The following is a 26776-nucleotide window of genomic DNA, read 5'->3' on the forward strand; positions in this document are numbered from 1 at the left end:
TACATCTACACGAAAGCCGTTTTTTATCTAAATTGTGTGAGGAATTTGCATGAACATCCCCGCCCCCGCCTTGCAAGCCCGCCCGTTCTTTTTTGAAGACCTGAACGTGGGTGACTTTTTCGACAGCCCCACGCGCACCATCACCGAGGCCGACGTGGTCAACTTTGCCTGCCTGTCGGCGGACTTCAACCGCCTGCACGTCGATGCCGAATACGCCAAGGGCACGGCCTACGGCCAGCGCATCGCGCACGGGCTGCTGGTGCTCGCGGTGATGTCGGGCCTGGTCACGCGCATGCTGCTGAACCAGCACCTCGAGCCCAACCTGATGGGGCTGCTCGACATCCAGTGCCGCTTCCCCAAGCCGACCTTCATCGGCGACACCGTGCAGGTGCGCGTCTTCGTGGCCGAGAAAACCGCCACCTCCAAGCCCGACCGCGGCGTGGTCGCGTTCCGCCGCGAGGTGGTCAACCAGCGTGGCGAAGTCGTGGTCGAGGGCGTGTGGAAGCTGCTCGTGCGGCGCCGGCCCGTCGAGGTGTGAAGCGTCCGTTTTCCCTCGTTTTGGAGCCCCGCCCTATGAGCATCAAGACCGACATCGGCTTTACCACGCAAGACCAGATCTTCGTGCGCGGCCGCAATCTGAGCGAAGACATCCTCGGCAAGATGGACTTCATCGACATGATTTATTTCACCGCCACGGGCCAGGAGCCGAGCGCCCCCTTGCGCGCGATGATGAACGCGATCATCGTCACCGCGACCGACCACGGCCTCACGCCCAGCGCGATCGCCGCGCGCATGACCATCCTGGGCGCGCCCGAGTCGCTGCAGGGCGCGGTGGCCGCCGGGCTGCTCGGCGCGGGCAACCACTTTCTCGGCACCATGCAAAACGCCGCGCAGTTCGCACAGGACCACATCGGCAGCCTGACGCTCGAGTCGCCTGACGCCGAAGTGGCCGCGCAGGCGCGCAGCGTGGTCAAAAGCTACCGCGCGGCCAAGCGCATCCTGCCCGGCATGGGCCACCCCATCCACATCCACGGCGACCCGCGCACGCCGCGGCTGCGCCAGATCGCGCGCGACAACGGCTTCGACGGCAAGCACTGGCGCTTCATGTGCGCGGTGGAACAGGCCGCCAAGGACGAATACGGCCGCCTGCTGCCCATGAACGCCGCGGGCGCCGTGGGCGCGAGCGTCTCGGACATGGGCCTCGCGCCGATCTGGGCGCGCGCGTTTGCGCTGATCGGGCGCTCGGCCGGGCTGCTCGCGCACCTCATGGACGAGGCCGCGAAGCCGCTCGGGCAAAAAATCTGGGACTTGATCCTCGCGCAGGACGACTCGGCCCAGCTCGCCGGCCTCGCGCCGCGCAACTGAGGATGGCGCGGCGCCGTCCTGCGCACGATGGCGTTGCCCATCTTCGCTTGCCCGCATTCCACCGCCGCACCTGACGGCCACCCCCCCCCCGAACCACCATTCCCTTTTTGCCACTGCTTTGAAAAACTCCATGAACTTCGCCGCTTCCGCCTCTGCCCCCGCCCCGCTCGCGGGCCTGACCGTGCTCGATCTGACCGAACTGCTGCCCGGCCCCTACGCCACGCAGCAAATGGTCGAAATGGGCGCGACCGTGATCAAGGTCGAGCGCCCCGGCGGCGACAACGCGCGCGGCATGTTCCCGGGGCTGTTTGCCGCCGTGAACCGCGGCAAGAAAAGCATCGTGCTCGACCTCAAGACCGACGCCGACCGCGCCACGCTCCAGCAGCTCGCGCAGCAGGCCGACGTGCTCATCGAGGGCTACCGCCCCGGCGTCACGACGCGCCTGGGCATCGATTACGCGAGCCTCAGCGCGCTCAACCCGCGCCTCATTTATTGCTCGATCAGCGGCTACGGCCAGACCGGCCCGGCGCGCCTGTGGCCGGGGCACGACCTCAACTACGCAGGCATCGCCGGCGTGGTGGCGCTCTCGGGCCACGGCAGCGAGCCCGACTACAGCATCGGCATCCCCGTGGGCGACCTCGCCGCGGCGATGTACGCGCTCGTGAGCATCCTCGGCGCGCTGCACAGCCGCGCCCGCACGCAAAAGGGCCAGTACCTCGACGTGGCCATCACCGACGCGCTCGCGAGCTGGGTCGTGCCGCGCCTGGGCGTGTGGAACGAGGCGCGGCAAAAGGGCGAAGTGTTCGACAAGTCCAGGCTCATGAACCACCCCGGCTACGGCATCTTCCGCACCCAAGACCAGCGCTACATCACCATTGGCGCGATCGAGACGCCGTTCTGGCGCCGCCTCGTGCAGGCGCTCGAACTGAAAGAGTTTGCCGACCCGGCCTACGAGGACTTCGCCACGCGCAGCCAGGCCTACGAAGCCATCACCGCCGCGCTCGCGCAGCGCATCGCCACGCAGAGCTACGCGCACTGGGCCGCGCTGCTCGAGCGCGCCGACGTGCCCTTCGGCCCGCTCAACACGCTCGACGACCTCGCCGACGATCCGCAGCTCAAGGCGCGCGGGCTGGTGCAGCACATAGGCAACGCGCAGATGATCGCCTTCCCCGTGCCCATGCAGGGCATCGCAGGCGTGGCGCAGGGCGTGCCCGCGCTCGGCGCGCACCAGGCCGAGGTGCTGCAAGCGCTCGCCACGCGCTGATTCAATCCGCCCCCCACACACGCGCGCCACCCATTGCATGGCAGATTCGCTTTCCAACCCCCGCCGCACGGCCAAGGAGCTCTCATGGCAAGTCCAACATTCGAAACCATCCACCTGGACATCGACGCGCTCGGGGTCGCGCGCCTCACGCTCGCGCGCCCCGACATGCACAACGCGCTCAACCCCACCATGTTCGAGGAAATCGACCAAGCGCTCGACACCATAGAGGCCGACCCGACGGCGCGCGTGGTGGTGCTCAGCGGCGCGGGCGAGAGCTTCTGCGCAGGCGGCGACTTCCGCTGGCAGCAAAGCCAGCGCGAGCAAAACCGCGCGAGCCGCATCCGCAGCGGCATGCCGCTGGCCCATGTGCTCGCGCGGCTCGACACCTTCGGGCGCCCCATCATCGGCCGCATCAACGGCTCGGCCTACGGCGGCGGCGTCGGACTGATCTCGATCTGCGACGTGGTCGTGGCCGTGGACAGCGCCAAGATTTCGCTCAGCGAAGTGCGCCTGGGCCTGGTGCCCGCGACCATTTCACCTTATGTCGCAGCCAAGCTCGGCCCGAGCTACGCGCGCCGCGTGTTCTTGAACGGCAAGATCATGAGCGCCGCCGAGGCGCAGCGCTACGGCCTGGTGCACGAGGTCGTCCCTGCGGCCGAGCTCGACCAGGCCGTGAACGCCGAAATCGACCTCGCGCTCGCCTGCGCCCCGGGCGCGGTGCAGATGACGAAAAAACTGGTGCAGTACGTGCTCGCGCACGACATGGCCGACAACCTGATCTACACCGTCGATCGCCTCGCCGACTTCTGGGAAACCGACGAAGCCCGCGAGGGCCTCACGAGCTTCTACGAAAAACGCGCCCCGGCCTGGCGCCGCAAGCACAGCGACAAGGCGTGAGCACCGTGCGCCAACCGTCCAAATTTCTAGAAAATGCAATCAAAAAAGGAGCTGATTGCGCTTTGATATAAAGCGCTAGTTGGCATTTTTATAGGTATAAATTCACAATCAAAAACGTAGCATTTAGCCCACCCAGGAGACCCACCATGCGCTACACCCACGAACACCGCGAAATCCAGCAGACCCTCAAGCGCTTCATCGACGACGAGATCAACCCCCATGTCGATGAATGGGAGGAGGCCGAAATCTTCCCCGCGCACGAGGTCTTCAAAAAACTCGGCAACCTGGGCCTGCTCGGGCTCACCAAACCGCAGGAATACGGCGGCGCGGGGCTCGACTACAGCTACAGCGTGGCCATGGCCGAGGCGCTCGGGCACATCGAGTGCGGCGCGATTCCCATGGCCATCGGCGTGCAAACCGACATGTGCACGCCGGCGCTCGCGCGCTTTGGCAGCGACGAGCTGCGCCGGCAGTTCCTCGCACCCGCGATCGCGGGCGACATGGTGGGCTGCATCGGCGTGTCCGAGCCCGGCGCGGGCAGCGACGTGGCGGGCATCAAGAGCCGCGCGCGCAAGGACGGCGACGACTACGTCATCAGCGGCCAGAAGATGTGGATCACCAACAGCCTGCAGGCCGACTGGATGTGCATGCTGGTCAACACCGGCGATGGCCCCATCCACAAGAACAAAACCTTGGTCATGGTGCCCATGCGCGAAAACGGCAAGCTGCGCCCCGGCATCGAGGTCGCGCGCAAGATCAAGAAAATCGGCATGAACGCGAGCGACACGGGTCTGATCTACTTCGACGAGGTGCGCGTGCCGCAGCGCTACCGCATCGGCGAGGAGGGCAAGGGCTTCATCTACCAGATGCAGCAGTTCCAGGAGGAGCGCTTGTGGGCCGCGGCGAGCTGCCTGCAGTCGCTCACCAACTGCATCCAGTGGACCATCGAATGGGCGCAGGAGCGCAAGTTGTTCGGCGGCGCGCTGGCTGACAAACAGTGGGTGCAGTTCAAGCTCGCCGAGCTCAAGGCCGAGGTCGAGGCGCTGCGAGCGCTGGTGTACCAGGCGTGCGAGCACTACGTCGCCGGCGAAGACGTGACCGAGTGGGCCACCATGGCCAAGCTCAAGGCCGGACGCCTGAACCGCATCGTGCCCGACACCTGCCTGCAGTTCTGGGGCGGCATGGGTTTCACCTGGGAAAACAAGGTGTCGCGCATGTACCGCGACGGGCGCATCGCCTCGATCGGCGGCGGCGCCGACGAAGTCATGCTCGGCATCCTGGCGAAGATCATGCGCATAGGTTCGCAGAGCTGATCTCCACCCACTTTTTGCGAAAAAGGACTCCATGAGCGGCACCTACATTCAAGAAAAACTCCGCCCCAACCACTGCTTCGGCTGCGGGCCGGACAACCCCTACGGGCTGCAGATCCACAGCTTTTGGGAGGGCGACGAAGTCGTCTGCCGCTGGACGCCCAAGCACTACATGACCGGCCCGCCCAACTTTCTCTACGGCGGCATCTCGGCGAGCCTGATCGACTGCCACTCGCTCAACGCCGCCATCGCTTGGGCCAACCGCCAGGCCGGGCATGAGGACGCGTTCGACCCTGAGCTTTTCATGGTCACGGGCACGATGACGATCAAGTACCACAAGCCCGTGCCCATGCGCGAGGTGGAGCTGCGCGCGCGCATCGCCAAGGTCGAGGGCCGCAAATACCTCGTGCACACCGACGTCCTGAGCGACGGCGAGCGCTGCGTGAGCGGCGAGGTGCTGGCGATACGCATTGCGCGCATGGGGTAAAAAACGGCCGTTGGCGCAGTAGCAGGCAGTTTCACCGAGATCAAAGCTGATGTGCCTGCAAGGAGCGGATGCGAACCAGAAGTTTCGCGCCGCACGCAGTTACCGCTGGTTAAACTTGCGGCCATCGTGAAAAAGACATTGTTACGTTCGTGGGCTTTGCTGGGCATGGGCCTTTTCATGGCCTGCGTGGCATGGGCGCAGACGTCTGCGGCTGTGCCTGCGGCCGCCAAAGCGCCGCTCGTGATCGCCCATGTCGCGCCCACGAGCGGGCGTTTCGCGCTGCACGCTGAAGCCGATCGGCGCGGCGCCGAGATGGCCATCGAGGAGTTCAACGCGCGCGGCGGCGTGCTCGGGCGCGAGGTGGTGCTGGTCGCGCGTGACCCCACGCTCGACAAGGCGCGCGCGGCGCAGGTGGCGCAGCAGCTCATCACCGAGAGCAAGGTGGGCTTTTTGCTCGGCGCCATCGATTCGGGCGTAGCCGCGAGCATGTCCGCGGTCTGCCAGCAGTACGGCGTGCTGTTCATCAACACCAATTCGTCCGCGCCGTCCGAATCGGTCGAAAACGCGCACCGCAGCAAATTCACGTTCGACGCCAACGGCGCCAATTTCAACCGGGCCCTGCTGCAGTACGCGCTGGCGCAGCGCCCCGGCAAGCGCGTGGTGCTGCTCACCGAAGACAACGACTGGGGCCGCAGCAACGCCGCCGCTTCGCGCGCCATCGTGGCCGAATACGGCGGCAGCGTGGTGGGCGAAGTGCTGGTGCCGGTCGCGCTGCCAGACCCGGCGGGCGCGCTGCGGCAGGTTGCAGCCATTGCTGCCGACGTGGTGGCGGTCAACGTCAGCGGCAGCAACCAGATCCGCCTGTTCGCGCAAATCGACCCCGCGGTGTTCGAGGCGCAGTCCTGGGTCGTCGGCGAGGTCGATTGGGAGGAGCTCTACCCCGCGCCCGGCACGCCGCGCCCGCTTTACGGCACCACCTGGGCCTGGAACCTCGACACGCCGGGCACGGCGCAGTTCGTGGCGCGCTACCGCGAGCGCTATCGCCACACCCAGCGGCTGCCCTACCCCGGCGACGTGACCCACGCCGCCTACCTGGCCACCAAGGCGCTGCTCTCGGCCATGGAGCGCACCGGCAGCACCGACAACCACGCGCTGATCCGCGCGCTCGAGGGCATGCGCTGGAGCGCGCGCGAGCGCATGCAGCACGACGACGCCTATATGGATCCGCAGAGCCACCATCTGCAGCAGACCATCTACATCGCCACCTGGAAGCCGCGCCCCGACCGGCCCGAGCTCAGCCAGGTGATCCTCGGCCACCTGCCACCCGCGCAGGTACGCTACGTGCCCGAAGGCAAGACGCAACTTGAGCCTCTGGCCAGCATGCCGCGCTATGCGCCTTGATGCGCGAATCGACGTGCGATGAAGAAATTTCATCTCGGTCTGATCGGTCGTATCGCGCTTGTGGTGATCGCGATCGAAGTGCTGGCCTTCGGTGCGCTCGGCTGGTTCTACATCGACCGCTTCAGCCGCGCGATCGCCGAGCGCACCTATGCGCGCCTGCACCAGATCGGGCACATGATCGCTGCCGAAGACTTGCCTATAGGCATGGTGGCGCGGCCGCCGATCATGTCCGACCTCGTGGGCCTGCCTTACCTCGAAGGCATGGTGATCGGCGGCAACGGCCGCGTCATCGTGGCGAGCAACCCGGCGCAGCTCGGGCGTCTGGCCGCGCAGGTGTCGGGTTGGGACGCTGCATGGCTCGCGCCCGGTGCGCCCGAGGATCGCTTCGTCGCGCGCGGCGAAGCGCTCACCTTCGTTTTGCGCCCGCGCAGCGCTGCCGATGTTGCGCCCACCTACACCACAGTGCTCACGGTGAGCACCGCGCCGCTCGTGGCCACGCAGCGCGCCATTGCCTGGGGTGGATTCGCAGGCTCGCTGCTGTTCATCGTGCTCACATCGGTGGCCATCGTGCTGTTTGCGCGGCGGCTGATCACGCGGCGTGTCGATCAGTCGTTGCGGGTTTTGAAGCGCGTCGAACAGGGCGAGCTCGATGCGCGCATTCCCGTCACGGGCCATGACGAGCTCGGCCTGCTGCAGCGCGGCGTGAACGCGATGACGGAGCAACTCGCCCGCCTGCTCGCGCAGCAGCAGCGCCATGTCGAAGCGCTGCGCGCGCAGAAAGAACTGCTCGCCTCCGTGATCGAAAACGCGCCCATCCGCGTGTTCTGGAAAGACCGCGACTCGCGCATCATGGGATGCAACACCCAGTTCGCGCGCGACGCCGGCGCGCAACGACCCGAGCAGCTCATAGGCAAGACCGATGAGGAGCTGCCCTGGCGCGACCAGGCCCAGGCCTACCGTGCCGACGATCAGCAGGTCATGGCGAGCGGCCAGCCCAAGCTCGACTACGAGGAGCCGCAGACCACGCCCGAGGGCCGCACCATCTGGCTCAGCACCTCCAAGGTGCCGCTGCGCGACGCTGCAGGCCAGGTTTCGGGCTTGCTCGGCATTTACGCCGACATCACCGAGCGCAAGCAGGCGCAGGAGCAGGTGTACCGGCTCGCCTATTTCGATGCCTTGACAGGCCTGCCCAACCGCACGCAGCTGCTCGAGCGCCTGCGCCAGACCATGGCGTGTTGCAGCGGCGGGGCTTGCGACAGTGGCACCTGCGGCGCGCTGCTGTTCATCGACCTCGACGACTTCAAGGCCATCAACGAAACCGCCGGGCACGACATAGGCGACTTGCTGCTGCAGCAGGCGGCGCAGCGCCTGCGCGCAAGCGTGCGCCCCGAGGACATGGTGGCGCGCGCGGGCGGCGATGAATTCCTGGTGCTGTTGCCCCTGCAGAATGCGAGCGAAGCGGCGGTCGTGCACCTCGTCGAAACCGTGGGCGCGCGCATGCTCGAGGCCTTGAACCAGAACTACCGCCTCGACGGCATGGTCTTTCACTGCACCGCGAGCATAGGCGCCACGCTCTTGCACGGACGCGACACGTCGGTCGAAGAACTGCTCAAGCAGGCCGACATGGCCCTGTACCAGGCCAAGGACGCGGGGCGCAATGCGCTGCGTTTTTTCGACGCCGAGATGGCCAGTGCCGTGCGCGCGCGCATGGCGCTCGAAAAAGACCTGCGCGAGGCCCTGCCGCAGGGGCAGCTCACATTGCATTACCAACTGCAGGTCGATGGCGCAGGGCGCGCCACGGGCGCCGAGGTGCTGCTGCGCTGGCAGCACCCGCAGCGCGGCATGGTCTCGCCCGCCGCCTTCATCCCGCTGGCCGAAAAGACGGGCCTGATCCTGCCCATAGGCCAGTGGGTGCTGCACGCGGCTTGCGTGCAGCTCGCCGCGTGGGCCGGTCAACCCGAAACCGCACAGCTCACACTCGCGGTCAACCTCAGCGCGCAGCAGCTGCGCCAGGCAGACTTCGTCGCGCAGGTGCTGCAGGTGCTCGATGAAACGGGCGCGAATCCGCAGCGCCTCAAGCTCGAGCTCACCGAGAGCATGCTGGTGAGCAACGTCGAAGATGCGATCGAAAAAATGCAGGCCCTCAAGGCGCGCGGCGTGCGCTTTGCACTCGACGACTTTGGCACCGGTTATTCCTCGCTCGCCTACTTGCGGCGCCTGCCGCTGGATCAGCTCAAGATCGACCAGTCGTTCGTGCGCGACGTGCTCGGCGACCCCAGCGCCGCCGCGCTCGCGCAGTCCATCGTCGCCCTGGCGCAGACCATGGGCCTGGGCGTGATCGCCGAGGGCGTGGAGACCGCGGAGCAGCGCGAGTTTCTGGCCCGCGTGGGCTGCCACGCCTACCAGGGCTACCACTTCGGCCGTCCCGTGCCGCTGGCGGAGTTCGAGGCGCAAATGCAGGCGCTGCGCGCGGCGGGCTGAAAAACACGTACCGCCGAGCCATTTTTTTCTTATCCATGAACCAAAACCTTGCCCTGCTGGCGCTGTGCCAGGGTCTTTTTCTGACCAACAACGTCGTCTTCATCGCCATCAACGGACTCGTGGGGCTGCAGCTTGCGCCGCAGGGCTGGATGGCCACGCTGCCGGTGATGGGCTACGTGGTCGGCGGCGCGCTTTCGACCGCGCTGGTGGCGCGCAGTCAGGCGCTGTGGGGGCGCAAGGCTTCGTTCCAGGCGGGGCTGCTGGTGGCGCTGCTGTCGGCGCTGCTGTGCGCCTGGGCGGCGGTGGGCCGGCAGTTCTGGTTGCTGTGCGCGGCCACCGTGGTCGCGGGGTACTACAACGCCAATGCGCAGCTGTACCGCTTTGCCGCGGTGGAGCTGGCACCGCCGCAGGCGCGCGAGCGCGCCGTCTCGCTCGTGCTCGCGGGCGGCCTGATCGGCGCCGTGGCCGGGCCCTACCTGGCGCGCGTCACGCGCACGCTGTTTGCCGTGCCGTTTGCGGGCGCGTACCTGGCGCTGGTCGGCGTGGCGCTGCTGTCCATGGCCTGCATGGCGGGCATACGCTTTCCTGCGGCTGCACAGCCATCCTCCGCGCACAAGGGCGCGGCCGCCGCAGCACCTGCCCCAGGCCGCAGCGTGGCCGAGTTGCTGCGCGAGCCCGCGTTTGCCGTGGCCGTGCTCGGTGCGGCGCTGGGCTACGGCGTCATGAACCTGCTCATGGCCGCGACGCCGCTGGCCATGCAGGTGTGCGGCTTCAGCTTCGACGACGCGGCCCAGGTGCTGCAGTGGCACGTGATCGGCATGTTCGCGCCGGGCTTCTTTACGGGGCGCCTGATCGAGCGCTGGGGCGCCGTGCGCATCATGGCCGTGGGCGTGCTGCTCAACCTCGCCTGCGTGGGCGTGGCGCTGGCGGGGCTGGAGCTGCGGCATTTCGGCGTGGCGCTGTTTTTGCTCGGCGTGGGCTGGAACTTTCTGTTCACGGGCAGCACCACGCTCGCCGTGCGGGCCTACCGCCCCGAAGAAAAAGACCGCGCCCAGGCGGCGATCAACTTCTTCGTCTTCGCCACCATGGCCGTGACCTCATTCTCCTCGGGCGCGCTCGTGACCACGCAGGGCTGGGTGCTGCTCAACTACGGCTCGCTCGCGCCCATCGCGCTCGTGGCGCTGGGTTTGCTGTGGCTCGCCGCGCGCCAGAGGATGCTTGCGAAACAGTAGCTGCTTGCGCTTGCTGCGCCTGCGTGAAACGGTATTTTGTCTTGTAATTTTCGATGGCTTCACGCCGCAGGTGAAGAGGAATTGCGCGCCGCCTGAAAGCTTGCCAAGGGCAGAAACAAGGTACGAGGTGACTCCGGTAGGGCGATGAATCCGTGGTGACGGTAAAAGGCCACCGCCGCCTCGTCCTTGGCGTCCACCACCATGGCGTGGGCGGCGATTTCCGAGCGCAGGGAGCGCTCGAGCGCATCGGCCAGCAACGCGCCGCCCAGCCCTTGGCCTTGGAAGTGCCGGTCGACTGCAAGCCGCCCCAGGCGCACCGCTGGTACTGTGGGGTAACGCGGCAGCTTTTTGGCGATCTGCGCAGGGAGCGCGGCCAGCAGCAGACTCGCCGCTGCCAGCGTGTAGTAGCCGGCGATGCGCTGGCCCTCGTCCAGGGCCACGAAGCAGGCAGCCACGCGGCGACGCTGGTCCTGCGTGACTTGTTCGCGCAAATAACGATCCAGGGCCGCGGAGCCGCTGTCGAAGGTGACGCGCTCGTGGGCAGCCGCGAGCGCAGCCAGCCGAAACGGTGTGCCGCTCATTCTTGCAAAAGTGCGCGCCGCCGCTGCACTGCGCGCTCGAGCGCCGGAGTGGGCGGTGGCGGCGAGAGCAGCGCCTGGGCGAAGCATTCCTGGTCGGCGAGCGAAAGCTGCAAGACCGTGGCTTGTTCGATGGCGCGCTGCGCGGCATCCTGAACGGCAGCCACGACGAAGTCGGTCACGCTGCGCCCTTGTAGTTCGGCGGCATGCCTGAGCAAGGTCTGCAGTTCGGGGCTGATGCGGGCTTCGAGCCGGGCAGTGGCGCGGGCGCCGGTGCGAGGAGCGACAGGGGGCGTTGGGCGAGAGCCGGTGGCGACCGAGGACATGGTAGCAATCTCCGAAAGAACGAAAATTGTCCGGCAATAAGCCGTACAAGTCAAGCCCTCATCAAGTTGCGCACGGCGGTCCGCTGCCATGCTGGCACTCCCCCATGCGCCGCAGCCACCCGAGCCCCTGCGAGGTGTCTCCCGCGGGGCGGTATTCGCAGCCTATCCAGCCGTCCCAGCCCAGCGCGTCGATCAGCGCGAACAGGTAGGGGTAGTTGAGCTCGCCCAGGTCGGGCTCGTGGCGCTCGGGCACGCCGGCGATCTGGATATGCCCCACGCGGCCCGTGGGCAGGTACTGGCGCAGCTTGGTGCTCAGGTCGCCCTCGACGATCTGGCAGTGGTACAAGTCCATTTGCACCTTGAGGTTGGGTGCCTGCACGGCGTCGAGCAGCGCGTGCGCCTGCGCCTGGCGGTTCAGCACGTAGCCCGGCATGTCGCGCGGGTTGATGGGCTCGATCAGCACTTCGCGCCCGCACTGAGCGGCCTGCGCTGCGGCCCAGCGCAGGTTGGAAGCGAGCTGCTGCAGCAGCACCGCGCGCTCGGCTTCTGCGCAGCCCGGTGGCGCAATGCCCGACATCACGTGGATACGCGGGCAGTGCAGCACCTCGGCATATTCGAGCGCCTGCAGCACGCCGGCGCGGAATTCGGCCTCGTGCCCCGGCAGCGCCGCCGTGCCGCGCAGGCCCTGCGCCCAGGCTTCGGCCATGGCGCTGCGCTGCGTGCCGCCCGCGGGCGCGTTGAACAGCACGAGCTGCAGGTCGTGCGCGGCCAGCTGCGCGGCCAGCGCGCTCGCCTCGAAGGCGTAGGGAAACTGGCACTCCACGGCCGTGAAACCGTCGCGCGCGGCGGCGGCAAAGCGCTCGAGAAAGGGCAGCTCGGCGTACATCAGGCTCAGATTGGCAGCAAAGCGGGGCATGGGGCAGGGCTCGTGATCGGGGAAAACCAGGGGAATGGGCACGCGCAGCGGCATTTGCCGATGGGCTTGACTATGATCGTTGATCGTCGCACCGACCCGCACCAACCACCCACCGGAGCCAAGCCATGATAGACCTCTACACCGCCGGCACGCCCAACGGCCACAAAGTATCGATCGCGCTCGAGGAGCTCGGTCTGCCCTACGAGCTCAAGGTGCTCGACCTGGCCAAGAACGAGCAGAAGTCGCCCGAATTCCTCGCCATCAACCCCAACGGCCGCATCCCCGCGATCGTCGATCACGACGAGGACGACTTTGCCGTGTTCGAGTCCGGCGCGATCCTGATCTACCTCGCCGAAAAAACCGGCCGCCTCATGCCCACCGACCGCAAGGGCCGCTCGCGCGTGATCCAGTGGCTGATGTTCCAGATGGGCGGCGTGGGCCCCATGATGGGCCAGGCCAACGTGTTCTACCGCTACTTCCCGGAAAAAATCCAGCCCGTGATCGACCGCTTCCAGGGCGAGTGCAAGCGCCTGTTTCGCGTGCTCGACGGCCACCTCAAAGACCACGAATACCTCGCGGGCGACTACTCGATCGCCGACATCGCCAACTGGGCCTGGGTGCGCACGCACCGCTGGTCGGGCATAGAAATCGACGACCTGCCGCACCTCAAGCGCTGGCGCGACGCCATCCGCGCGCGCCCCGCCGTGCAGCGCGGCATCGAGCGCCCACCGTCCAAGATCGACCTCACGCGCGACGGCGACGAAAAAGCCGCGCAGTTCGCACAAGAGGCGCGTGCCATGGTCGAAATGGGCCAGTCCAAAGACGCTGCGCCGCCGGCACGCTGACGCTCATCCCCACGGACATCCATTCACCCACCAACAAGGAGACGACAATGCTGCTCTACACCACCGCGCGCGCCCCGAACCCGCGCCGCGTGCTCATGTTCCTGGCCGAAAAAGGCATCCACGACATTCCGCTCCAGGAAATCGACCTCAACGCGCAGGAGCACAAGACCGAGGCCTTTCGTGCCAAGAGCCCGCTGGCCAAGGTGCCCGCGCTCGAGCTCGACGACGGCCGCGTGCTGACCGAGACGCGCGCCATCTGCACCTACATCGAAGGCCTGCACCCCGAGCCCAACCTCATGGGGCGTGACTTCGAGGAGCGCGCCTTCATCGAAATGGCCGACCGCCGCGCCGAGTGGTATTTGCTCGCCAACATCGCGAATTGCGTGCGCCACACGCACCCGGGCCTCGCGCCGCTCGAGCAGCCGCAGTTCCCCGACTTCGGCCACGCGCAGGCGCGCAAGGTGCGCGAGGTGGCAGGCTGGTTCGACGAAGTGCTCGCGCGCCAGCCCTGGGTTGCGGGCGAGCGCTTCACGATCGCCGACATCACGGCCTTTTGCGCGATCGAATTCGCCAAGCTCATGAAGTTCAAGCCCGCCGACGAAGGCTTTGCCGCGCTCCAAGCCTGGCGCGACCGCGTCGCCGAGCGCCCGAGCGCGCGGGTGTGAGTTTGCATGTAATTGGGGTCAGATTCCTGTAATTGGGGTCAGATTCCGATTATTTGTGCAGGTGAATGAGCCAATGGCGGGTGCCGGGATGTGCGCCCGGCGGCGCACCTTCTTTTCTTGTCTCGCCAAGAAAAGAAGGCAAAAGAAGGCGACCCTGCTGTCTGCGTCCCTGTGCGCCTGCTCGGCGCCCAGGGCAACCTGCGGTGCTCGCACCCGGCGGGGTCGCGCGAAACTCGCTGCGCTCAAACATCGCGCGCCCTTGATCCGCCGGGCGCTGCGCTCCTCGGCGCAGCCAGAAAGGGCGGGGATACCGCACGGGCCGTCGCTGCGCTCGGCCTTGGTCTGAAAAGCTCCCGTCATTGCGAGCCCCGCAGGGGCGCGGCAATCCAGGCCGGGCTCAGCAAGGGACGCAGGCGCTGCATCGAAAGCCGCTTGGATTGCCGCGGGCCTGCGGCCCTCGCAATGACCGGGAACGATCCGCCCGCGTCCTGATGATGAATGGGCCATGGCGGCCCGGCTGTACCGATGGCCATGCGCCGCTAGTGCAGTGTTTGACGCTTGATGCGACAAATAAAACCGATGGATTTTTGGTCTGGGCAAGGCGCAAACCGCAGCGATACCGGGTGGTATCGCGAGGATTTGCAACGCGGCCCAGGCCGAAAAGACGCGGTTTTATGTCGCAGATAGCGTCGAACACTGCACTAGCGCGCGAGCACCGGCGCGAGCGCCTGGCCTGTCGGGATCGCTAATTCGGCGACGGCTTCGGGCGTGCCTGCGGCGGTGATGCGGCCGCCCTCGGCGCCGCCCTCGGGCCCCAGGTCTATGACCCAGTCGGCCTCGGCGATCAGGTCGAGGTCGTGCTCTATCACGAGCACGCTGTGGCCGTGATCGACCAGGCGGTGCAGCACGTTGATGAGCAGGCGCACGTCGGCCATGTGCAGGCCCACGGTGGGTTCGTCGAGCGCGTAGAGCGTGTGCGGCGTCTTTTGCCCGCGGCGGCCGACTTCGTCGCGCACCTTGCTGAGCTCGGTCACGAGCTTGATGCGCTGCGCCTCGCCGCCCGAAAGGGTGGGGCTGGGCTGGCCCAGCGTGAGGTAGCCCAGGCCCACGTCCTGGAGCAGCTGCAGCGGGTGCGCGATGCTGGGCATGCTCGCGAAGAATTCCACCGCTTCATCGACTTCCATGCGCAGCACGTCGCCAATGCTTTTGCCGCGCCAGCGCACCGTGAGCGTCTCGGGGTTGAAACGCGCGCCGTGGCAGGCTTCGCACGGCACTTTGACGTCGGGCAAAAAAGCCATGCCTATGGTGCGTATGCCCTGGCCTTCGCAGCTTGTGCAGCGGCCCGCGCTGGTGTTGAAAGAAAAGCGCCCCGGCCCCCAGCCGCGCGCCTTGGCTTCGAGCGTTCCGGCAAACAGCTTGCGCACCGTGTCCCAAAAGCCGATGTAGGTCGCGGGGCAGCTGCGCGGCGTCTTGCCTATGGGGGTCTGATCGACTTCGAGCACGCGGTCTATGCTCTCGAAGCCCGCGAGCCCCGTGCAGCCCACGAGCGCCGGCGCGCGCCCCGCGTCCAAGGCTTCGCGCCCGGCGCGCGTGCTGCGCTGCTGCACCCAGGCCTGCACGTTGCGCAGCAGCACTTCGCGCGCGAGCGTCGATTTGCCCGAGCCGCTCACGCCCGTGACCGCGACCAGGCGCCGCAGCGGCACGCGCACGTCGAGCTGCTGCAGGTTGTGCAGCTGTGCGCCGTAGAGACGGAGCCACTCGGCGGGCTGCACGTTTTTGGCATCAAATTCGGCTTTTGCGCTGATGGAATCAGCGCTTGCAGCTTCTTTATCCGTAGCGTTTTGCGGCGTTGCAGAGCGCCCGCCCTCCCAGGCCGGATCGGGCAGCACGGGCCGGCGCGGCTGCAGCGGGTGGCGCATGGCATGCAGCAGGTAGCGCCCGGTTTGCGATGCGGGCACGGCGGCCAGGTCTTGCGCGCTGCCCTGCGCCACCAGGCGCCCGCCGCGCCGGCCCGCGCCGGGGCCAATGTCGATGAGGTGGTCGGCGGCGCGCAGCGTGTCCTCGTCGTGCTCCACCACCACCAGCGTGTTGCCCTGGTCGCGCAGCTGCTGCAGCGCGCGCAGCAGCACGCGGTTGTCGCGTGCGTGCAGGCCGATGGTGGGCTCGTCGAGCACGTAGCACACGCCCTGCAGGTTGCTGCCGAGCTGCGCCGCGAGCCGGATGCGCTGCGCCTCGCCGCCGCTGAGCGTGGGCGCGCCGCGGTCCAGCGTGAGGTAGCCCAGGCCCACTTCTTCGAGAAAGGCGAGGCGGCTTTGAATTTCGGGCAGCAGGTCGCGCGCGATTTCGGCCGCGCGACCCTGCAGCCGCAGCCCCGCGAACCAGCGCCGCAGTTCGCGCACGCTCTGGCGCGCGAGCGTGGTGATGGCGATGCCGGCGTGCGTGGCGGTGTCGGCCGGGGTGTCGGTCGGGGTGCTGGCGTCGGTGCCGACGTCGGTCGTGGCGAGCGCCCCGGCGCCCGGCAATTCGAGCCGCACCGCGCGCGCCGTGGCGTTCAGGCGCGTGCCCTGGCAGCTTGGGCAGACGGTGTCGGCCAGGTCTTCGACTTCGGGCTCGGCAAAGGTCTGCTCGCGGCCCTTGGCGTCGTCGGCGCGCTGCGAATCGTCGAACAGCTTGCGCTGCTCCTTGCTCAGCAGCACGCCCGTGCCCACGCAGTCGGGGCACCAGCCGTGTTTGCTGTTGTACGAAAACAGGCGCGGGTCGAGCTCGGCATAGCTGGTCGCGCACACCGGACAGGCGCGCGTGGTGGAAAACACCTGCAGCGTGCCGACCCCGGCCGTGGAGGCGCCCGCGGCCAGCGCTTCGGCCAGGCCGTCGAGCGGCGCGAGCACGTGCAGCACGCCCTTGCCGAATTCGAGCGCGCGCGCCAGCCCGTCGCGCAGCAGGTCTTCGGCCTCGGGCGTCACGTGCAGGCTTAGCACAGGCAGCTCGATGCTATGTTCTTTGAAGCGGTCGAGGCGCGGAAATGGCGCGGTGGGCACGAATTCGCCATCCACGCGCAAATGGCTGTAGCCGCGCGCGCGCGCCCACTCGGCAAGCTCGGTGTAAATGCCCTTGCGCCCCTGCACCAGCGGCGCGAGCAAGCCGATGTGCTGGCCGCGGTATTGCTGCAGCAGCTGCGCGGCGATGCGCTCGGGCGTTTGCGGCTGCACCGCGGCGCCGTCGTGGATGCAGTGCTGCACGCCGAGCTTGACGTACAGCAGGCGCAGGAAATGCCAGATTTCGGTGCTCGTGCCCACCGTGCTCTTGCGCCCGCCGCGCGAGAGGCGCTGCTCTATCGCCACCGTGGGCGGAATGCCATAGACCGCATCGACTTCGGGCCGCCCCGCGGGCTGCACGATGCTGCGCGCGTAGGCGTTGAGGCTTTCGAGGTAGCGGCGCTGGCCCTCGTTGAACAGAATGTCGAAGGCCAGCGTCGATTTGCCCGAGCCGCTCACGCCGCTGACCACGTTGAAGCGCCCGCGCGGAATCTGCACGCTCAGGTGCTGCAGGTTGTGCTCGGTGGCGTTCACGATGTCTATGGTGTTTTTGGCCTCTAGGAGCCTGTCGGACTTTGGAATCGTCGGCTGCGAATGCGCCGCAGCGGCCCATTTTTTACCGGCTTCTTGCCCCATAGCACCACTATGGGGCGGCGAATCCGGCAAAAACTGGCCTCGCTGGGGCGCATTCTCGCTATCGACGCCCAAAGTCCGACAGGCTCCTAGCGCCCGTGATTCTTGCGCTGATAGCTCTTGTTTCGGGAGCCCCGGCGCCGCTTCCTGCACGGCGCCTGAACCCAGGCCCAGCGTCTGGTCGTAGTCGCGCAGCGCTTGGCCGGTGTGCGAGCTCGGGTGCTGGCGCAGGTCTTCGGGCGTACCCTCGGCCACGATGCGTCCGCCCGCGTCGCCGCCTTCGGGGCCCAGGTCGATCAGCCAGTCGCTCGCGCGGATCACGTCGAGGTTGTGCTCGATCAGGATCAGCGAATGCCCCGCGTCGAGGAGCTTGCGCAGCGCGCGCATGAGCTTGGCAATGTCGTCGAAGTGCAACCCCGTGGTGGGCTCGTCGAACAAAAACAGCGTGCCCTTGCGCGCGAGCGGCTGCCGGCTCGCCGACGCGCTCTTGCCCGCCTGCGCCAGAAAACCCGCGAGCTTGAGGCGCTGCGCCTCGCCGCCGCTCAGCGTGGGCACGGGCTGCCCCAGCGCCAGATAGCCGAGCCCCACGTCCACGAGCGGCTGCAGCATGCGCAGCACCTCGCGGTCCTGCGCAAACACCTGCACCGCCTCGCCCACCGTGAGCTCCAGCACCTGCGCCACGTTCAGGCGCCTGAAATGGGTGAAATGGGGGTCAGATTCCGATGTCCGGCCTTCTTCTGCCAAATTGGGGTCAGACTCCAATTTCTGCCCGTCTTCAGGGTCGCCAAAATAATTGGAATCTGACCCCAATTTCTGGAGCGCGCCCGAAGCGTCGGCAAAATTGGAATCTGACCCCCATTTCCGCTCGATCGTGACTTCGAGGATTTCGGGGCGATAGCGTTGGCCGTTGCAGTCGGGGCAGCGCAGATAGACGTCGCTGAGGAACTGCATCTCGACATGCTCGAAGCCTGAGCCGCCGCAGGTGGGGCAGCGGCCGTCGCCGCTGTTGAAGCTGAACTTGGCCGCGGTGTAGCCGCGCTGGCGCGCGAGCGGTGCGTCGGCGAACAGGGCGCGGATGGCGTCCCAGGCGCCGACGTAGCTCACGGGGTTGGAGCGCGCGGTCTTGCCTATGGGCGACTGGTCGACGAAGACCACGTCGCTCAGGTGGTCGGCGCCGAGCAGCCTGTCGTGCGCGCCGGGCGGCTCGGTGGGCTTGCCGAAGTGGCGCAGCAGCGCGGGTGCGAGGATGTCCTGGATCAGCGTCGATTTGCCCGAGCCGCTCACGCCCGTCACCGTGACCATGCGCTGCAGCGGAAACTCCACCGTCACGTTCTGCAGGTTGTGCGCGCGGGCGCCTTCGAGGATCAGGCGCGGCGTGGCCTCGGTCACGCGGCGCTTGAAGCCGAAGCCGACCTGCTTGCGCCCGCTCAGGTACGCGCCCGTGAGCGTGTCGGCCTGGCGCAGCGCCGCGGGGCTGCCGTCGAAGACGATGCGCCCGCCCTGCGCGCCCGGGCCCGGCCCCATGTCGATCACGCGGTCGGCCGCGAGCATCACGGCCGGGTCGTGCTCCACCACCACGAGCGTGTTGCCCGCGTCGCGCAGGCGCAGCATGGCCTCGGTGATGCGGTGCATGTCGCGCGGGTGCAGGCCTATGCTGGGCTCGTCGAGCACGAACAGCGTGTTGACCAGCGAGGTGCCCAGCGCCGTGGTCAGGTTGATGCGCTGCACCTCGCCGCCGCTGAGCGTGCGGCTTTGCCGGTCGAGCGTGAGGTAGCCTATGCCCACGTCGCACAGGTAGCGCAGGCGCGTGCTGATCTCGTCGTACAGCAGGCGCAGCGCCTGCGCCTCGCCGTGCGATTTGAGGTCAAATCCGCCCTTGGCGCCCGTGGATGGTGCGCTAGCAGCTCCTGATTCAGAAGCGTTTTGCGCCTGCTGCAATTCTTCTGTGAGCAGCGCGAAAAAGCGCCGCAGCCGCACGATGGGCAGCAGCATCAGGTCGTGCAGGCACAGGCCCGGCAGCGCCTCGAGCTGCGCGCGGCCCCAGGGCAGGCCCACGGGCATGAAGCGCTGCGCAGGTTCGAGCACGGCGTCGGCCGCGGCCTTGCTGCCCACGCGCCACAGCAGGCTCTCAGTGTGCAGGCGCGCGCCGCCGCAGGCCGGGCAGGGCGTGTAGCTGCGGTATTTGGACAGCAGCACGCGGATGTGCATCTTGTACGCCTTGCTTTCGAGGTAGTCGAAAAAGCGCTGGATGCCGTACCACTGCTTCTGCCACTGGCCCGCCCAGCCCGGCGCGCCCTGCAGCACCCAGTGCTGCTGTTCGGGCGTGAGTCGGTTCCAGGGCGTGTCGCGCGGGATGCCCGCAGCCTCGGCGTGGCGCAGCAGGTCGGCCTGCACCTCTTTCCAGGCGGGCGTCTGTATGGGCTTGATCGCACCGGCGCGCAGCGTGAGCTTGTCGTCGGGGATCACCAGGTCCCAATCGACGCCGATCACGCGGCCAAAGCCCCGGCAAGTCGGGCACGCGCCCACGGCGGAATTGAACGAGAACATCGACGGCAGCGGCTCGTGGTAGTGCAGGCCGCTGTCGGGGCAGTGCAGGCCGCTGGAAAAGCGCCAGCGCTCGGGCGCACCAACATTTTTGCCATCGCCATTGCCCTCGGTTTGGTGCCCGGCCTCGCCTTCAGCCTTGCCGCCGGCGCCCAGCCGGTACACCGTGAGCTGCCCGCCGCCGCGCTGCAGCGCGAGCTCGATCGCCTCGACCACGCGCGCCTTGTCGGCCACGCTCCAGCGAAAGCGGTCGGCCACCACGTCGAGCACCTTGACGGGCGCCTGCCCCGGCGCGCCGGGCTCCTCGCGCTCGGCCTGCACCTTGGTAAAGCCGCTCGCCGACAGCCATTGCTCGATCTGCTCGGGCGGCGTGCCCGCGGGCACGGTCACGGCAAAGGTGAGCACGATGCGCGCATCCTCGGCGGCGCAGCGCCGCTGCAGCTCAGCGTAGATGCTCTCGGGCGTGTCGTGCTGCACGGGCAGCGCGGTCTGCCGGTCGAACAGCCGGCCCGCACGCGCGAACAGCAGCTTGAGGTGGTCGTTGAGCTCGGTCATCGTGCCCACGGTGGAGCGCGAGCTGCGCACGGGGTTCGTCTGGTCGATCGCGATCGCCGGCGGCACGCCCTCGACCTTGTCCACCGCGGGCTTGTCCATGCGGTCGAGAAACTGGCGCGCGTAGGCGCTGAAGGTCTCCACATAGCGCCGCTGACCCTCGGCGTAGAGCGTGTCGAACACCAGGCTCGACTTGCCCGAGCCGCTCGGCCCCGTGACCACGGTGAGCTCGCCCGTGCGCAGGTCGAGGTCGAGGTTCTGCAGCTTGTGCTGGCGTGCGCCGCGGATGCGTATCAGTCCCTGGGTCATGGCTGCAATGGGGATGTGCTGTGGTTGAGGCGGGGCATTGTAGGAGCGGGGCAAAGTCCTTGGGGGCGCATGTTTTTGCGCGCCCTTGCGTTCCGGCCGGCGAAAAAAAACCTTGCAGCCGCTGGACTGCAAGGCAGGAAGATTCGCAATGATGAAAAAAAGCACATGGCCACTGAGGGCCATGTGCGCAGCCGGGCAATCAGAAGTTGTGCGACAGACCGACGCCGAAGGTGTTCAGGTCAGCACCCGTGATGTAGGTGCCGTAGCGCGCGCCAGCCTTGTTGTCCACCCGGGTGTAAATCGCGTACACCTTGGTGCGCTTGCTGAAGTTGTAGTTGTAGCCCAGGATGATCTGGTTGGCATCGCTGTCGGCCACGTGGTCGAGCTTGGTCGTGTGCGCAAAGCCCAGGGCCACGTCGGATGCTCCAAAGGCATAGCCGCCAGTGATGCGATAGACGTTGCGGGAACCAGCATTGATCAGGTAGTCGTTATCGTAATTTTTGACATGCTGGTAATAGCCGCCGATCTGGAACGGCCCCCAGGTGTAATGGGCACGCAAGCCGAACTGGTTCGCGTCGCCCACCTTGGTGTAGCCAGCGCCCAGTGCGATCGGGCCATTTTCCCAGTTGGCTGCCAGATCGTAGGCGTTCTTGGCGGTTTGGATGCTGCGGGATGGGACGGTCGGATCGGTAAATGCCGTGTTTTGGCGCTCGTTCAGCGAAACGGCACCTTCCACCGTCAGCCCGGCGAACAGCGGAGTGCGGTAAGCCACCTTGTTGACGTCGCGCATCATGTAGCCATACAGCGCGTCCGAAGCGTTGCCGGTGTCGTAGTTCGGGGCGTCGAGCACACCGTAGTCAGCCACGGCGAAGTACGACTCGGCAATCCAGCGGCCCATGCGTACCATGCCGAAGTTGCCCGAGAGGTTCACTTCGCTCTGGCGGCCGAAGAAGCTCGAGCTCGATTGCGCGCCCGTGCTCGAATCAAACCCGCTTTCGAGCTGGAAGCCGGCCTTCAGGCCGCCGCCCAGGTCTTCCACGCCCTTGAAGCCGAAGCGCGAGGCGTTGTTGTTCATCTTGGTGGTCGTGGTGTCGCCGATCTTTTCGCGCTCGATCGAGGTGTTGATACGGCCGTAGAGCGTCACGTTGCTCTGGGCCAGAACAGCGCTGCTGCCGGCCACGGCCAGCGCTGCGAGGGCGATGCGGGTCATGGTTTTCATGGGACTTCCTCCGAACGAAGATTGGTTGTTGAAAAGAATGGCATGGGTTTTTGGCTTGTCCATTCCTGCTTTTACGCGGACGCGATGGTAGAGAAAAACGTGAAAATGAAGAAGATTTATTGAAGGTTTGATGACAGTTGGTGCATGTTTGATGTCCATTTACAACATTTGCGCGCGATTCATGGGCGTCCAAACAGGTTTGCACCAAATCTGTGCGTTGCCTGCCGCTGCAACTTCCTGCCATGGAAAAACCCCATGGCCACAGGCACCGGGCCTGTCTCCATGGGGCGGCTGCACAGGGGCTGCAGAGCAGGGCGCGCGTCAGTCGTTCGCGTAGATGTCCACGTCTTTGGTTTCAGGTACGAACAGCGTGCCCACCACGGCCGTGATCGCGGCGATGATGATCGGATACCACAGGCCGTTGTACATGTTGCCCGTCTGCGCCACGATCGCGAACGAGGTCGTGGGCAGCAGGCCGCCGAACCAGCCGTTGCCGATGTGGTAGGGCAGGCTCATCGAGGTGTAGCGGATGCGCGTGGGGAACAGCTCCACCAGCATCGCGGCGATCGGGCCATAGACCATGGTCACGAGGAGCACGAGGTAGGTCAGCAGGGCGATCATCATGCCCTTGTTCATCTTTGCGGGGTCGGCCTTGGTCGGATAGCCTTCGGCCTTGAGCGTCTCGACCACGGCCTTTTTGAACTCGGCTTCCTTGGCCTTGGCTTCGGCGGGCGGCAGGCCCTTGGCAGAGAAGCTCGGGATCACCACGTCGCCGATCTTGATCACTGCGGGCGTGCCTGCGGGCGCGGCCTCGTTTTCATAGCTCACCGAATTGGCGGCCAGCACCTGCTTGGCAATGTCGCACGAGCTCGTGAACTTCACCGTGCCCGTGGGGTTGAACTGGAACGAGCACTCCGCCGGGTCGGCCACGACCACCACCTTGCTCTTGGCCTGTGCGGCCGCGAGGTCGGGGTTGGCGGCTTCGGTCAGCGCCTTGAAGGTCGGGAAGTAGGTCAGGGCCGCAAGTGCACAACCCGCCATGATGATGGGCTTGCGGCCGATCTTGTCCGACAGCGCGCCAAACACCACGAAGAACGGCGTGCCGATCAGCAGCGCGGCAGCGATCATCAGGTTCGCCGTGACGGCATCGACCTTGAGCTGTTGCGTGAGGAAGAACAGCGAATAGAACTGCCCCGTGTACCAGACCACGGCCTGGCCTGCGGTGATGCCGACCAGCGCAAGGATCACGATCTTCAGGTTCTTCCACTGGCCGAAGGATTCGGACAGCGGCGCCTTCGAGGTCTTGCCCTCGGCCTTCATCTTCTGGAACGCGGGCGACTCGGACAGCGACAGGCGAATCCACACCGAAATGCCCAGCAGCAGGATGGACACGCCGAACGGAATGCGCCAGCCCCAATCACCAAAGGCTTGCTCGCCCGTCACCGTGCGCGTGCCCAGGATCACCAGCAGCGACAGGAACAGCCCCAGCGTCGCGGTGGTCTGGATCCACGCGGTGTAGGCGCCGCGCTTGCCGTGCGGCGCGTGCTCGGCCACGTAGGTTGCGGCGCCGCCGTATTCACCACCGAGCGCCAGACCTTGCAGCAGGCGCAGGGCGATCAAAATCACCGGCGCAGCCACGCCGATGCTCGCGTAGTTGGGCAGGATACCGACGATGAAGGTCGAGAGACCCATGATCAGGATGGTCACCAAAAAGGTGTATTTGCGCCCGATCATGTCGCCCAAACGGCCAAACACCAGCGCGCCGAAGGGCCGCACGATGAAGCCGGCCGCAAAGGCCAGCAACGCAAAGATGAAGGCCGAGCCTTCGTCGAGGCCGCTGAAGAACTGCTTGGCGATGATGGCCGCCAGCGAGCCGTACAGGTAAAAGTCGTACCACTCGAACACGGTGCCGAGCGACGAGGCGAAGATGACCTTCTTCTCCTCGGCCGTCATGGGACGGGGGGCGGGATGGGTTGCCATGGATTTGTCTCCTCAAAAAAGCCATGCGATCCGCGCCGGGGCCAAACGCCCAACGCGAGCCATGGCATTTTTCGGGCTACCGCTGACCCGACTCTGACGCCAAACTGACGAGGCTCTGACAATCTCAGGTCAAACCCGCAGCGCTGATTTCATGATGTGAGAATTGGCCCGGGAGACCGTCTGCCTGCGGCCTTCACGCCGTCGGCAACTGGCGCACGGCGTCCCAGTCGGGGCCGTCGAACCAGGCGTCGCCCGTGAGGTAGGCGCGCAGCATGGGCAGGCTGTCCAGGCCCCAGAACAGCTTGTCATCGACGACGAAGGCCGGCACGCCGAACACGCCCTGCGCGATCGCGGCGTCGGTGTTGGCGCGCAGCAGCGCCTTGGGCGCTTCGCTCGTGCTGCTCTGGCCGGGGCGCGTCTGCTCGGCCAGCGCCTGCGCGAGCGCCTCAAGGCGCTGCGGGTCGAGCGCGTCCTGCCCATCCGCCCACACATGGCGCAACACCGTGCCGGTGACGAAGCGGTTGACGCTGCCGTCGTCGCTGCAGGCCAGCGCCTGGCGCAGCAGCGGCAGCGGGCTGAACGGAAAGCGCGCCGGCATCTTGAGCGGAATCCCCAGCGCATGCCCGAGCCAGGCCACGTGGCGGAACGTCCAGTCGCGCTTGGGCGTGATGCCGCCCGGCCCCGGATTGCCGTGCTGCTTGAGCAGCGCGCCGAGCAGCACGGGCCGGTAGCGCACGCTGTAGCTCAGCCCTTCCAGTTCCAGCGGCAGGCGCTCGAACGCGAGCCAGGCGTAGGGTGAGAGAAAGTCGAGGTAAAAGGTGATGTGCTTCATGGCTTGCCGGCCGAGGAGCCTTCGGCGGGGTGGGTTTGCGGTGCAGGGCTCTCGGCGCGCGCAGGAAAAACAAAACCTGCGCGCTGCGCGAGCCGCGCCCAGATGGCCAAGCGTGCGGCGCTATCGGCGCTGGCCCAGGCCCGGATCTCGGCCACGGTGCGAAAGCAGCCTTCGCAATGGCTCTGGTCGGGCGCCATGCGGCACACCGAGATGCAAGGCGAGGGGATGACCTCGTCGGAATCTGCATCAAAATAGCCCGCAGACGCCAACAGGCCTGCGCGGGCAGCTATGGGTTTGGTAGTTTCTTCGGCGTTCATGGGTTCATTGTTTGGCTGAGCCAGCTGCCCCATCGGAAGCAGCATCGACCACCACGTCCACAACGGGGGCGCCCGTCCAGCGCTGCAGCTCACTCGGGTGCAGCGGGAACACTGCGTGCGGATGCCCTGCGGCGGCCCAGACCTCGGCAAAGCGCAGCAGATCACGGTCGATCAGCGTCACGGGCGGCGTGGCATGCGCGATCGGCGCCACGCCGCCAATCGAAAAGCCCGTGCGCGCCTTGACGAAGTCGGCGTCGGCGCGGCCTATGGGGCCCACGAGCGCCGCCACCTTGCGCTCATCGACGCGCCGGTCGCCCGAGGTGATCACGAGTACCGCGGCATCGTCGCTCTTGCGCCGGAAGATGATGCTCTTGGCCACCTGCCCGACGAGAATGCCCAGCGCATCCGCCGCCTGCTGCGCCGTGCGCGCCGCATCGTCGAGCATGCGCGGCAAATGCGCGTGCCCCAGCGCCTGCAGCTGCACGCTGACGCGCTGAACGCCCTCGGGGAGTTTCGGCGTATTCTGGTCTGGCTGCATCATCCTCACCCCGCACGCTTGTTCAGAATCGCCGTGGCCGCGCGCGACTGCGTCTTGCGGCCCAGAAAGTCGCTGATATACACACCCGCGTCGATGAGCTTGTCGAGGTTGATGCCCGTTTCTATGCCCATGCCGTGCAGCATATAAACCACGTCCTCGGTGGCCACGTTGCCGGTCGCGCCCTTGGCGTAGGGGCAGCCGCCCAGGCCCGCCACCGAAGTGTCGAACTGCCACACGCCGAGCTCGAGCGCCGCCAGCGTGTTCGCGAGCGCCTGGCCATAGGTGTCATGAAAGTGGCCCGACACGTCGTCGAGCGCGTAGTGCTGCAGCGCCGCCTCGATTGCGCGCTGCACCTTGAGCGGCGTGCCCACACCGATGGTGTCGGCCACGCCCACATGCTGCACGCCGATCTGCTTCATCAGCTGGGCCACGTAGGCCACGCGCTCGGGCGCCACCTCGCCCTCGTAGGGGCAGCCCACGGCGCAGGAAATCGCCCCGCGCACGTAGATGCCGGCAGCGCGCGCTGCTTCCACGACCGGAGCAAAGCGCTCGATGCTCTCGGCGATGCTGCAGTTGATGTTCTTCTGGCTGAAGGCTTCGCTCGCCGCGCCAAAGACCACGACTTCATCGGGCCGGCTCGCGCGCGCCGCCTCGAAGCCCTTGAGGTTGGGCGTGAGCACCGAATAGCGCACGCCGGGCTTGCGCTGTATGCCCGCCATGACCTCGGCGTTGTCGGCCATCTGCGGCACCCACTTGGGGCTCACGAAGCTGGTCACCTCGATCTCGCGCAGGCCCGCGTCTTGCAGGCGGTGCACGAGGGCGATCTTGACCGCGGCGGGCACGGGCGATTTTTCATTTTGCAGGCCGTCGCGCGGCCCGACATCGACGAGCTTCACGCGGGAGGGGTAGGAGGCGGTGGGCATAGGAGACATTTACGGCTGTTCGGAGGGGTGAAAGATCGGCTGCGCGGTCGTTTGGGTCGTCATTTTCGCCGATTGCAAAATACCGCCGGCCAGCGCGTCTGACCACACCGCCGTTTCTGCGACAATT

The 26776-nt window shown here is 66.8% G+C and carries 21 protein-coding genes; 11 read left to right on the forward strand and 10 right to left on the reverse strand.

The annotated features are described in order from the left end of the window. The first annotated feature begins 49 nt into the window (after positions 1 to 49). The 9 genes from DFR45_RS06110 (at position 50) to DFR45_RS06150 (ending at position 10437) form a co-directional block, all read left to right on the forward strand. Positions 50 to 538: a MaoC/PaaZ C-terminal domain-containing protein gene (locus DFR45_RS06110; RefSeq protein WP_114482822.1), complete on the forward strand. Its 489-nt coding sequence runs from the start codon at positions 50 to 52 to the stop codon at positions 536 to 538. A 35-nt stretch (positions 539 to 573) separates the two neighbouring features. After that, positions 574 to 1365 (forward strand): citryl-CoA lyase, encoded by a 792-nt coding sequence (locus DFR45_RS06115; RefSeq protein ID WP_114482823.1) that lies wholly within the window; start codon positions 574 to 576, stop codon positions 1363 to 1365. Positions 1366 to 1495: 130 nt separating this feature from the next. Further along, positions 1496 to 2629 (forward strand): CaiB/BaiF CoA transferase family protein, encoded by a 1134-nt coding sequence (locus DFR45_RS06120; protein WP_114482824.1) that lies wholly within the window; start codon positions 1496 to 1498, stop codon positions 2627 to 2629. An 84-nt stretch (positions 2630 to 2713) separates the two neighbouring features. Next, a complete protein-coding gene (locus DFR45_RS06125; RefSeq protein WP_114482825.1) occupies positions 2714 to 3526 on the forward strand; it encodes an enoyl-CoA hydratase-related protein in 813 nt (270 codons plus the stop codon). Between the two features lie 146 nt (positions 3527 to 3672). Further along, a complete protein-coding gene (locus DFR45_RS06130; RefSeq protein WP_114482826.1) occupies positions 3673 to 4839 on the forward strand; it encodes an acyl-CoA dehydrogenase family protein in 1167 nt (388 codons plus the stop codon). Between the two features lie 31 nt (positions 4840 to 4870). Continuing rightward, on the forward strand, positions 4871 to 5323 hold the full coding sequence (locus DFR45_RS06135) for a PaaI family thioesterase (RefSeq protein ID WP_114482827.1): 453 nt from the start codon (positions 4871 to 4873) through the stop codon (positions 5321 to 5323). Between the two features lie 126 nt (positions 5324 to 5449). Beyond that, a complete protein-coding gene (locus DFR45_RS06140) occupies positions 5450 to 6724 on the forward strand; it encodes an ABC transporter substrate-binding protein (RefSeq protein ID WP_144686927.1) in 1275 nt (424 codons plus the stop codon). Positions 6725 to 6742: 18 nt separating this feature from the next. Next, on the forward strand, positions 6743 to 9205 hold the full coding sequence (locus DFR45_RS06145) for a putative bifunctional diguanylate cyclase/phosphodiesterase (RefSeq protein WP_114482829.1): 2463 nt from the start codon (positions 6743 to 6745) through the stop codon (positions 9203 to 9205). A gap of 35 nt (positions 9206 to 9240) precedes the next feature. Beyond that, entirely contained in the window at positions 9241 to 10437 is a 1197-nt protein-coding gene (locus DFR45_RS06150) for an MFS transporter (RefSeq protein ID WP_114482830.1), read from the forward strand. A gap of 59 nt (positions 10438 to 10496) precedes the next feature. Here the strand turns inward: DFR45_RS06150 and DFR45_RS06155 are convergent, their stop codons facing one another. The 3 genes from DFR45_RS06155 to otnI all read right to left on the reverse strand — a co-directional run bounded on the left by DFR45_RS06155 (position 10497) and on the right by otnI (position 12257). Further along, positions 10497 to 11018, reverse strand: coding sequence for a GNAT family N-acetyltransferase (locus tag DFR45_RS06155; protein WP_114482831.1), 522 nt, complete (start codon positions 11016 to 11018; stop codon positions 10497 to 10499). Further along, positions 11015 to 11341 (reverse strand): type II toxin-antitoxin system TacA family antitoxin, encoded by a 327-nt coding sequence (locus DFR45_RS06160; protein WP_114482832.1) that lies wholly within the window; start codon positions 11339 to 11341, stop codon positions 11015 to 11017. The genes DFR45_RS06155 and DFR45_RS06160 overlap by 4 nt, the downstream gene beginning before the upstream one ends. 61 nt (positions 11342 to 11402) lie before the next feature. After that, on the reverse strand, positions 11403 to 12257 hold the full coding sequence (gene otnI, locus DFR45_RS06165) for a 2-oxo-tetronate isomerase (RefSeq protein ID WP_114483019.1): 855 nt from the start codon (positions 12255 to 12257) through the stop codon (positions 11403 to 11405). Positions 12258 to 12382: 125 nt separating this feature from the next. On the opposite strand from otnI, the gene DFR45_RS06170 reads away from it, so the two are divergent. Beyond that, positions 12383 to 13102, forward strand: coding sequence for a glutathione S-transferase family protein (locus DFR45_RS06170; RefSeq protein WP_114482833.1), 720 nt, complete (start codon positions 12383 to 12385; stop codon positions 13100 to 13102). Between the two features lie 47 nt (positions 13103 to 13149). Further along, positions 13150 to 13767 carry a glutathione S-transferase family protein gene (locus tag DFR45_RS06175; RefSeq protein ID WP_114482834.1) on the forward strand — a complete coding sequence of 206 codons (618 nt, stop codon included), beginning with the start codon at positions 13150 to 13152 and terminating at the stop codon, positions 13765 to 13767. 701 nt (positions 13768 to 14468) lie between these two features. Here DFR45_RS06175 and DFR45_RS06180 read toward each other — a convergent pair. From DFR45_RS06180 to DFR45_RS06210, 7 genes are all read right to left on the reverse strand, one after another. Beyond that, positions 14469 to 20840, reverse strand: coding sequence for an excinuclease ABC subunit UvrA (locus DFR45_RS06180; protein ID WP_114483020.1), 6372 nt, complete (start codon positions 20838 to 20840; stop codon positions 14469 to 14471). Positions 20841 to 21039: 199 nt separating this feature from the next. Beyond that, positions 21040 to 22059, reverse strand: a complete 1020-nt coding sequence (locus tag DFR45_RS06185) for a porin (protein WP_114482835.1) — start codon at positions 22057 to 22059, stop codon at positions 21040 to 21042. Between the two features lie 321 nt (positions 22060 to 22380). Next, entirely contained in the window at positions 22381 to 24039 is a 1659-nt protein-coding gene (locus DFR45_RS06190) for an MFS transporter (protein ID WP_114482836.1), read from the reverse strand. A 193-nt stretch (positions 24040 to 24232) separates the two neighbouring features. After that, positions 24233 to 24871, reverse strand: coding sequence for a 2-hydroxychromene-2-carboxylate isomerase (locus tag DFR45_RS06195; RefSeq protein WP_114482837.1), 639 nt, complete (start codon positions 24869 to 24871; stop codon positions 24233 to 24235). Then, positions 24868 to 25188 (reverse strand): DUF1289 domain-containing protein, encoded by a 321-nt coding sequence (locus tag DFR45_RS06200; RefSeq protein WP_114482838.1) that lies wholly within the window; start codon positions 25186 to 25188, stop codon positions 24868 to 24870. The genes DFR45_RS06195 and DFR45_RS06200 overlap by 4 nt, the downstream gene beginning before the upstream one ends. Positions 25189 to 25192: 4 nt before the next feature. Continuing rightward, positions 25193 to 25729, reverse strand: coding sequence for a YbaK/EbsC family protein (locus DFR45_RS06205; RefSeq protein ID WP_241659285.1), 537 nt, complete (start codon positions 25727 to 25729; stop codon positions 25193 to 25195). Positions 25730 to 25731: 2 nt separating this feature from the next. Beyond that, entirely contained in the window at positions 25732 to 26649 is a 918-nt protein-coding gene (locus DFR45_RS06210; protein ID WP_421781469.1) for a hydroxymethylglutaryl-CoA lyase, read from the reverse strand. Between the last annotated feature and the right edge of the window lie 127 nt (positions 26650 to 26776).

The organism is Extensimonas vulgaris (assembly GCF_003337425.1).
GTDB lineage: Bacteria > Pseudomonadota > Gammaproteobacteria > Burkholderiales > Burkholderiaceae_C > Extensimonas > Extensimonas vulgaris.

What these genes read in the sequence shown, in the direction of transcription:
- DFR45_RS06115 (WP_114482823.1), top strand. Translation starts at nt 574, where the DNA reads ATGAGCATCAAGACCGACATCGGCTTTACCACGCAAGACCAGATCTTC.
- DFR45_RS06160 (WP_114482832.1), bottom strand. Translation starts at nt 11,341, where the DNA reads ATGTCCTCGGTCGCCACCGGCTCTCGCCCAACGCCCCCTGTCGCTCCT.
- DFR45_RS06120 (WP_114482824.1), top strand. Translation starts at nt 1,496, where the DNA reads ATGAACTTCGCCGCTTCCGCCTCTGCCCCCGCCCCGCTCGCGGGCCTG.
- DFR45_RS06175 (WP_114482834.1), top strand. Translation starts at nt 13,150, where the DNA reads ATGCTGCTCTACACCACCGCGCGCGCCCCGAACCCGCGCCGCGTGCTC.
- DFR45_RS06185 (WP_114482835.1), bottom strand. Translation starts at nt 22,059, where the DNA reads ATGAAAACCATGACCCGCATCGCCCTCGCAGCGCTGGCCGTGGCCGGC.
- DFR45_RS06110 (WP_114482822.1), top strand. Translation starts at nt 50, where the DNA reads ATGAACATCCCCGCCCCCGCCTTGCAAGCCCGCCCGTTCTTTTTTGAA.
- DFR45_RS06135 (WP_114482827.1), top strand. Translation starts at nt 4,871, where the DNA reads ATGAGCGGCACCTACATTCAAGAAAAACTCCGCCCCAACCACTGCTTC.
- DFR45_RS06190 (WP_114482836.1), bottom strand. Translation starts at nt 24,039, where the DNA reads ATGGCAACCCATCCCGCCCCCCGTCCCATGACGGCCGAGGAGAAGAAG.
- DFR45_RS06180 (WP_114483020.1), bottom strand. Translation starts at nt 20,840, where the DNA reads ATGACCCAGGGACTGATACGCATCCGCGGCGCACGCCAGCACAAGCTG.
- DFR45_RS06125 (WP_114482825.1), top strand. Translation starts at nt 2,714, where the DNA reads ATGGCAAGTCCAACATTCGAAACCATCCACCTGGACATCGACGCGCTC.
- DFR45_RS06200 (WP_114482838.1), bottom strand. Translation starts at nt 25,188, where the DNA reads ATGAACGCCGAAGAAACTACCAAACCCATAGCTGCCCGCGCAGGCCTG.
- otnI (WP_114483019.1), bottom strand. Translation starts at nt 12,257, where the DNA reads ATGCCCCGCTTTGCTGCCAATCTGAGCCTGATGTACGCCGAGCTGCCC.
- DFR45_RS06130 (WP_114482826.1), top strand. Translation starts at nt 3,673, where the DNA reads ATGCGCTACACCCACGAACACCGCGAAATCCAGCAGACCCTCAAGCGC.
- DFR45_RS06145 (WP_114482829.1), top strand. Translation starts at nt 6,743, where the DNA reads ATGAAGAAATTTCATCTCGGTCTGATCGGTCGTATCGCGCTTGTGGTG.
- DFR45_RS06205 (WP_241659285.1), bottom strand. Translation starts at nt 25,729, where the DNA reads ATGATGCAGCCAGACCAGAATACGCCGAAACTCCCCGAGGGCGTTCAG.
- DFR45_RS06170 (WP_114482833.1), top strand. Translation starts at nt 12,383, where the DNA reads ATGATAGACCTCTACACCGCCGGCACGCCCAACGGCCACAAAGTATCG.
- DFR45_RS06195 (WP_114482837.1), bottom strand. Translation starts at nt 24,871, where the DNA reads ATGAAGCACATCACCTTTTACCTCGACTTTCTCTCACCCTACGCCTGG.
- DFR45_RS06155 (WP_114482831.1), bottom strand. Translation starts at nt 11,018, where the DNA reads ATGAGCGGCACACCGTTTCGGCTGGCTGCGCTCGCGGCTGCCCACGAG.
- DFR45_RS06210 (WP_421781469.1), bottom strand. Translation starts at nt 26,649, where the DNA reads ATGCCCACCGCCTCCTACCCCTCCCGCGTGAAGCTCGTCGATGTCGGG.
- DFR45_RS06150 (WP_114482830.1), top strand. Translation starts at nt 9,241, where the DNA reads ATGAACCAAAACCTTGCCCTGCTGGCGCTGTGCCAGGGTCTTTTTCTG.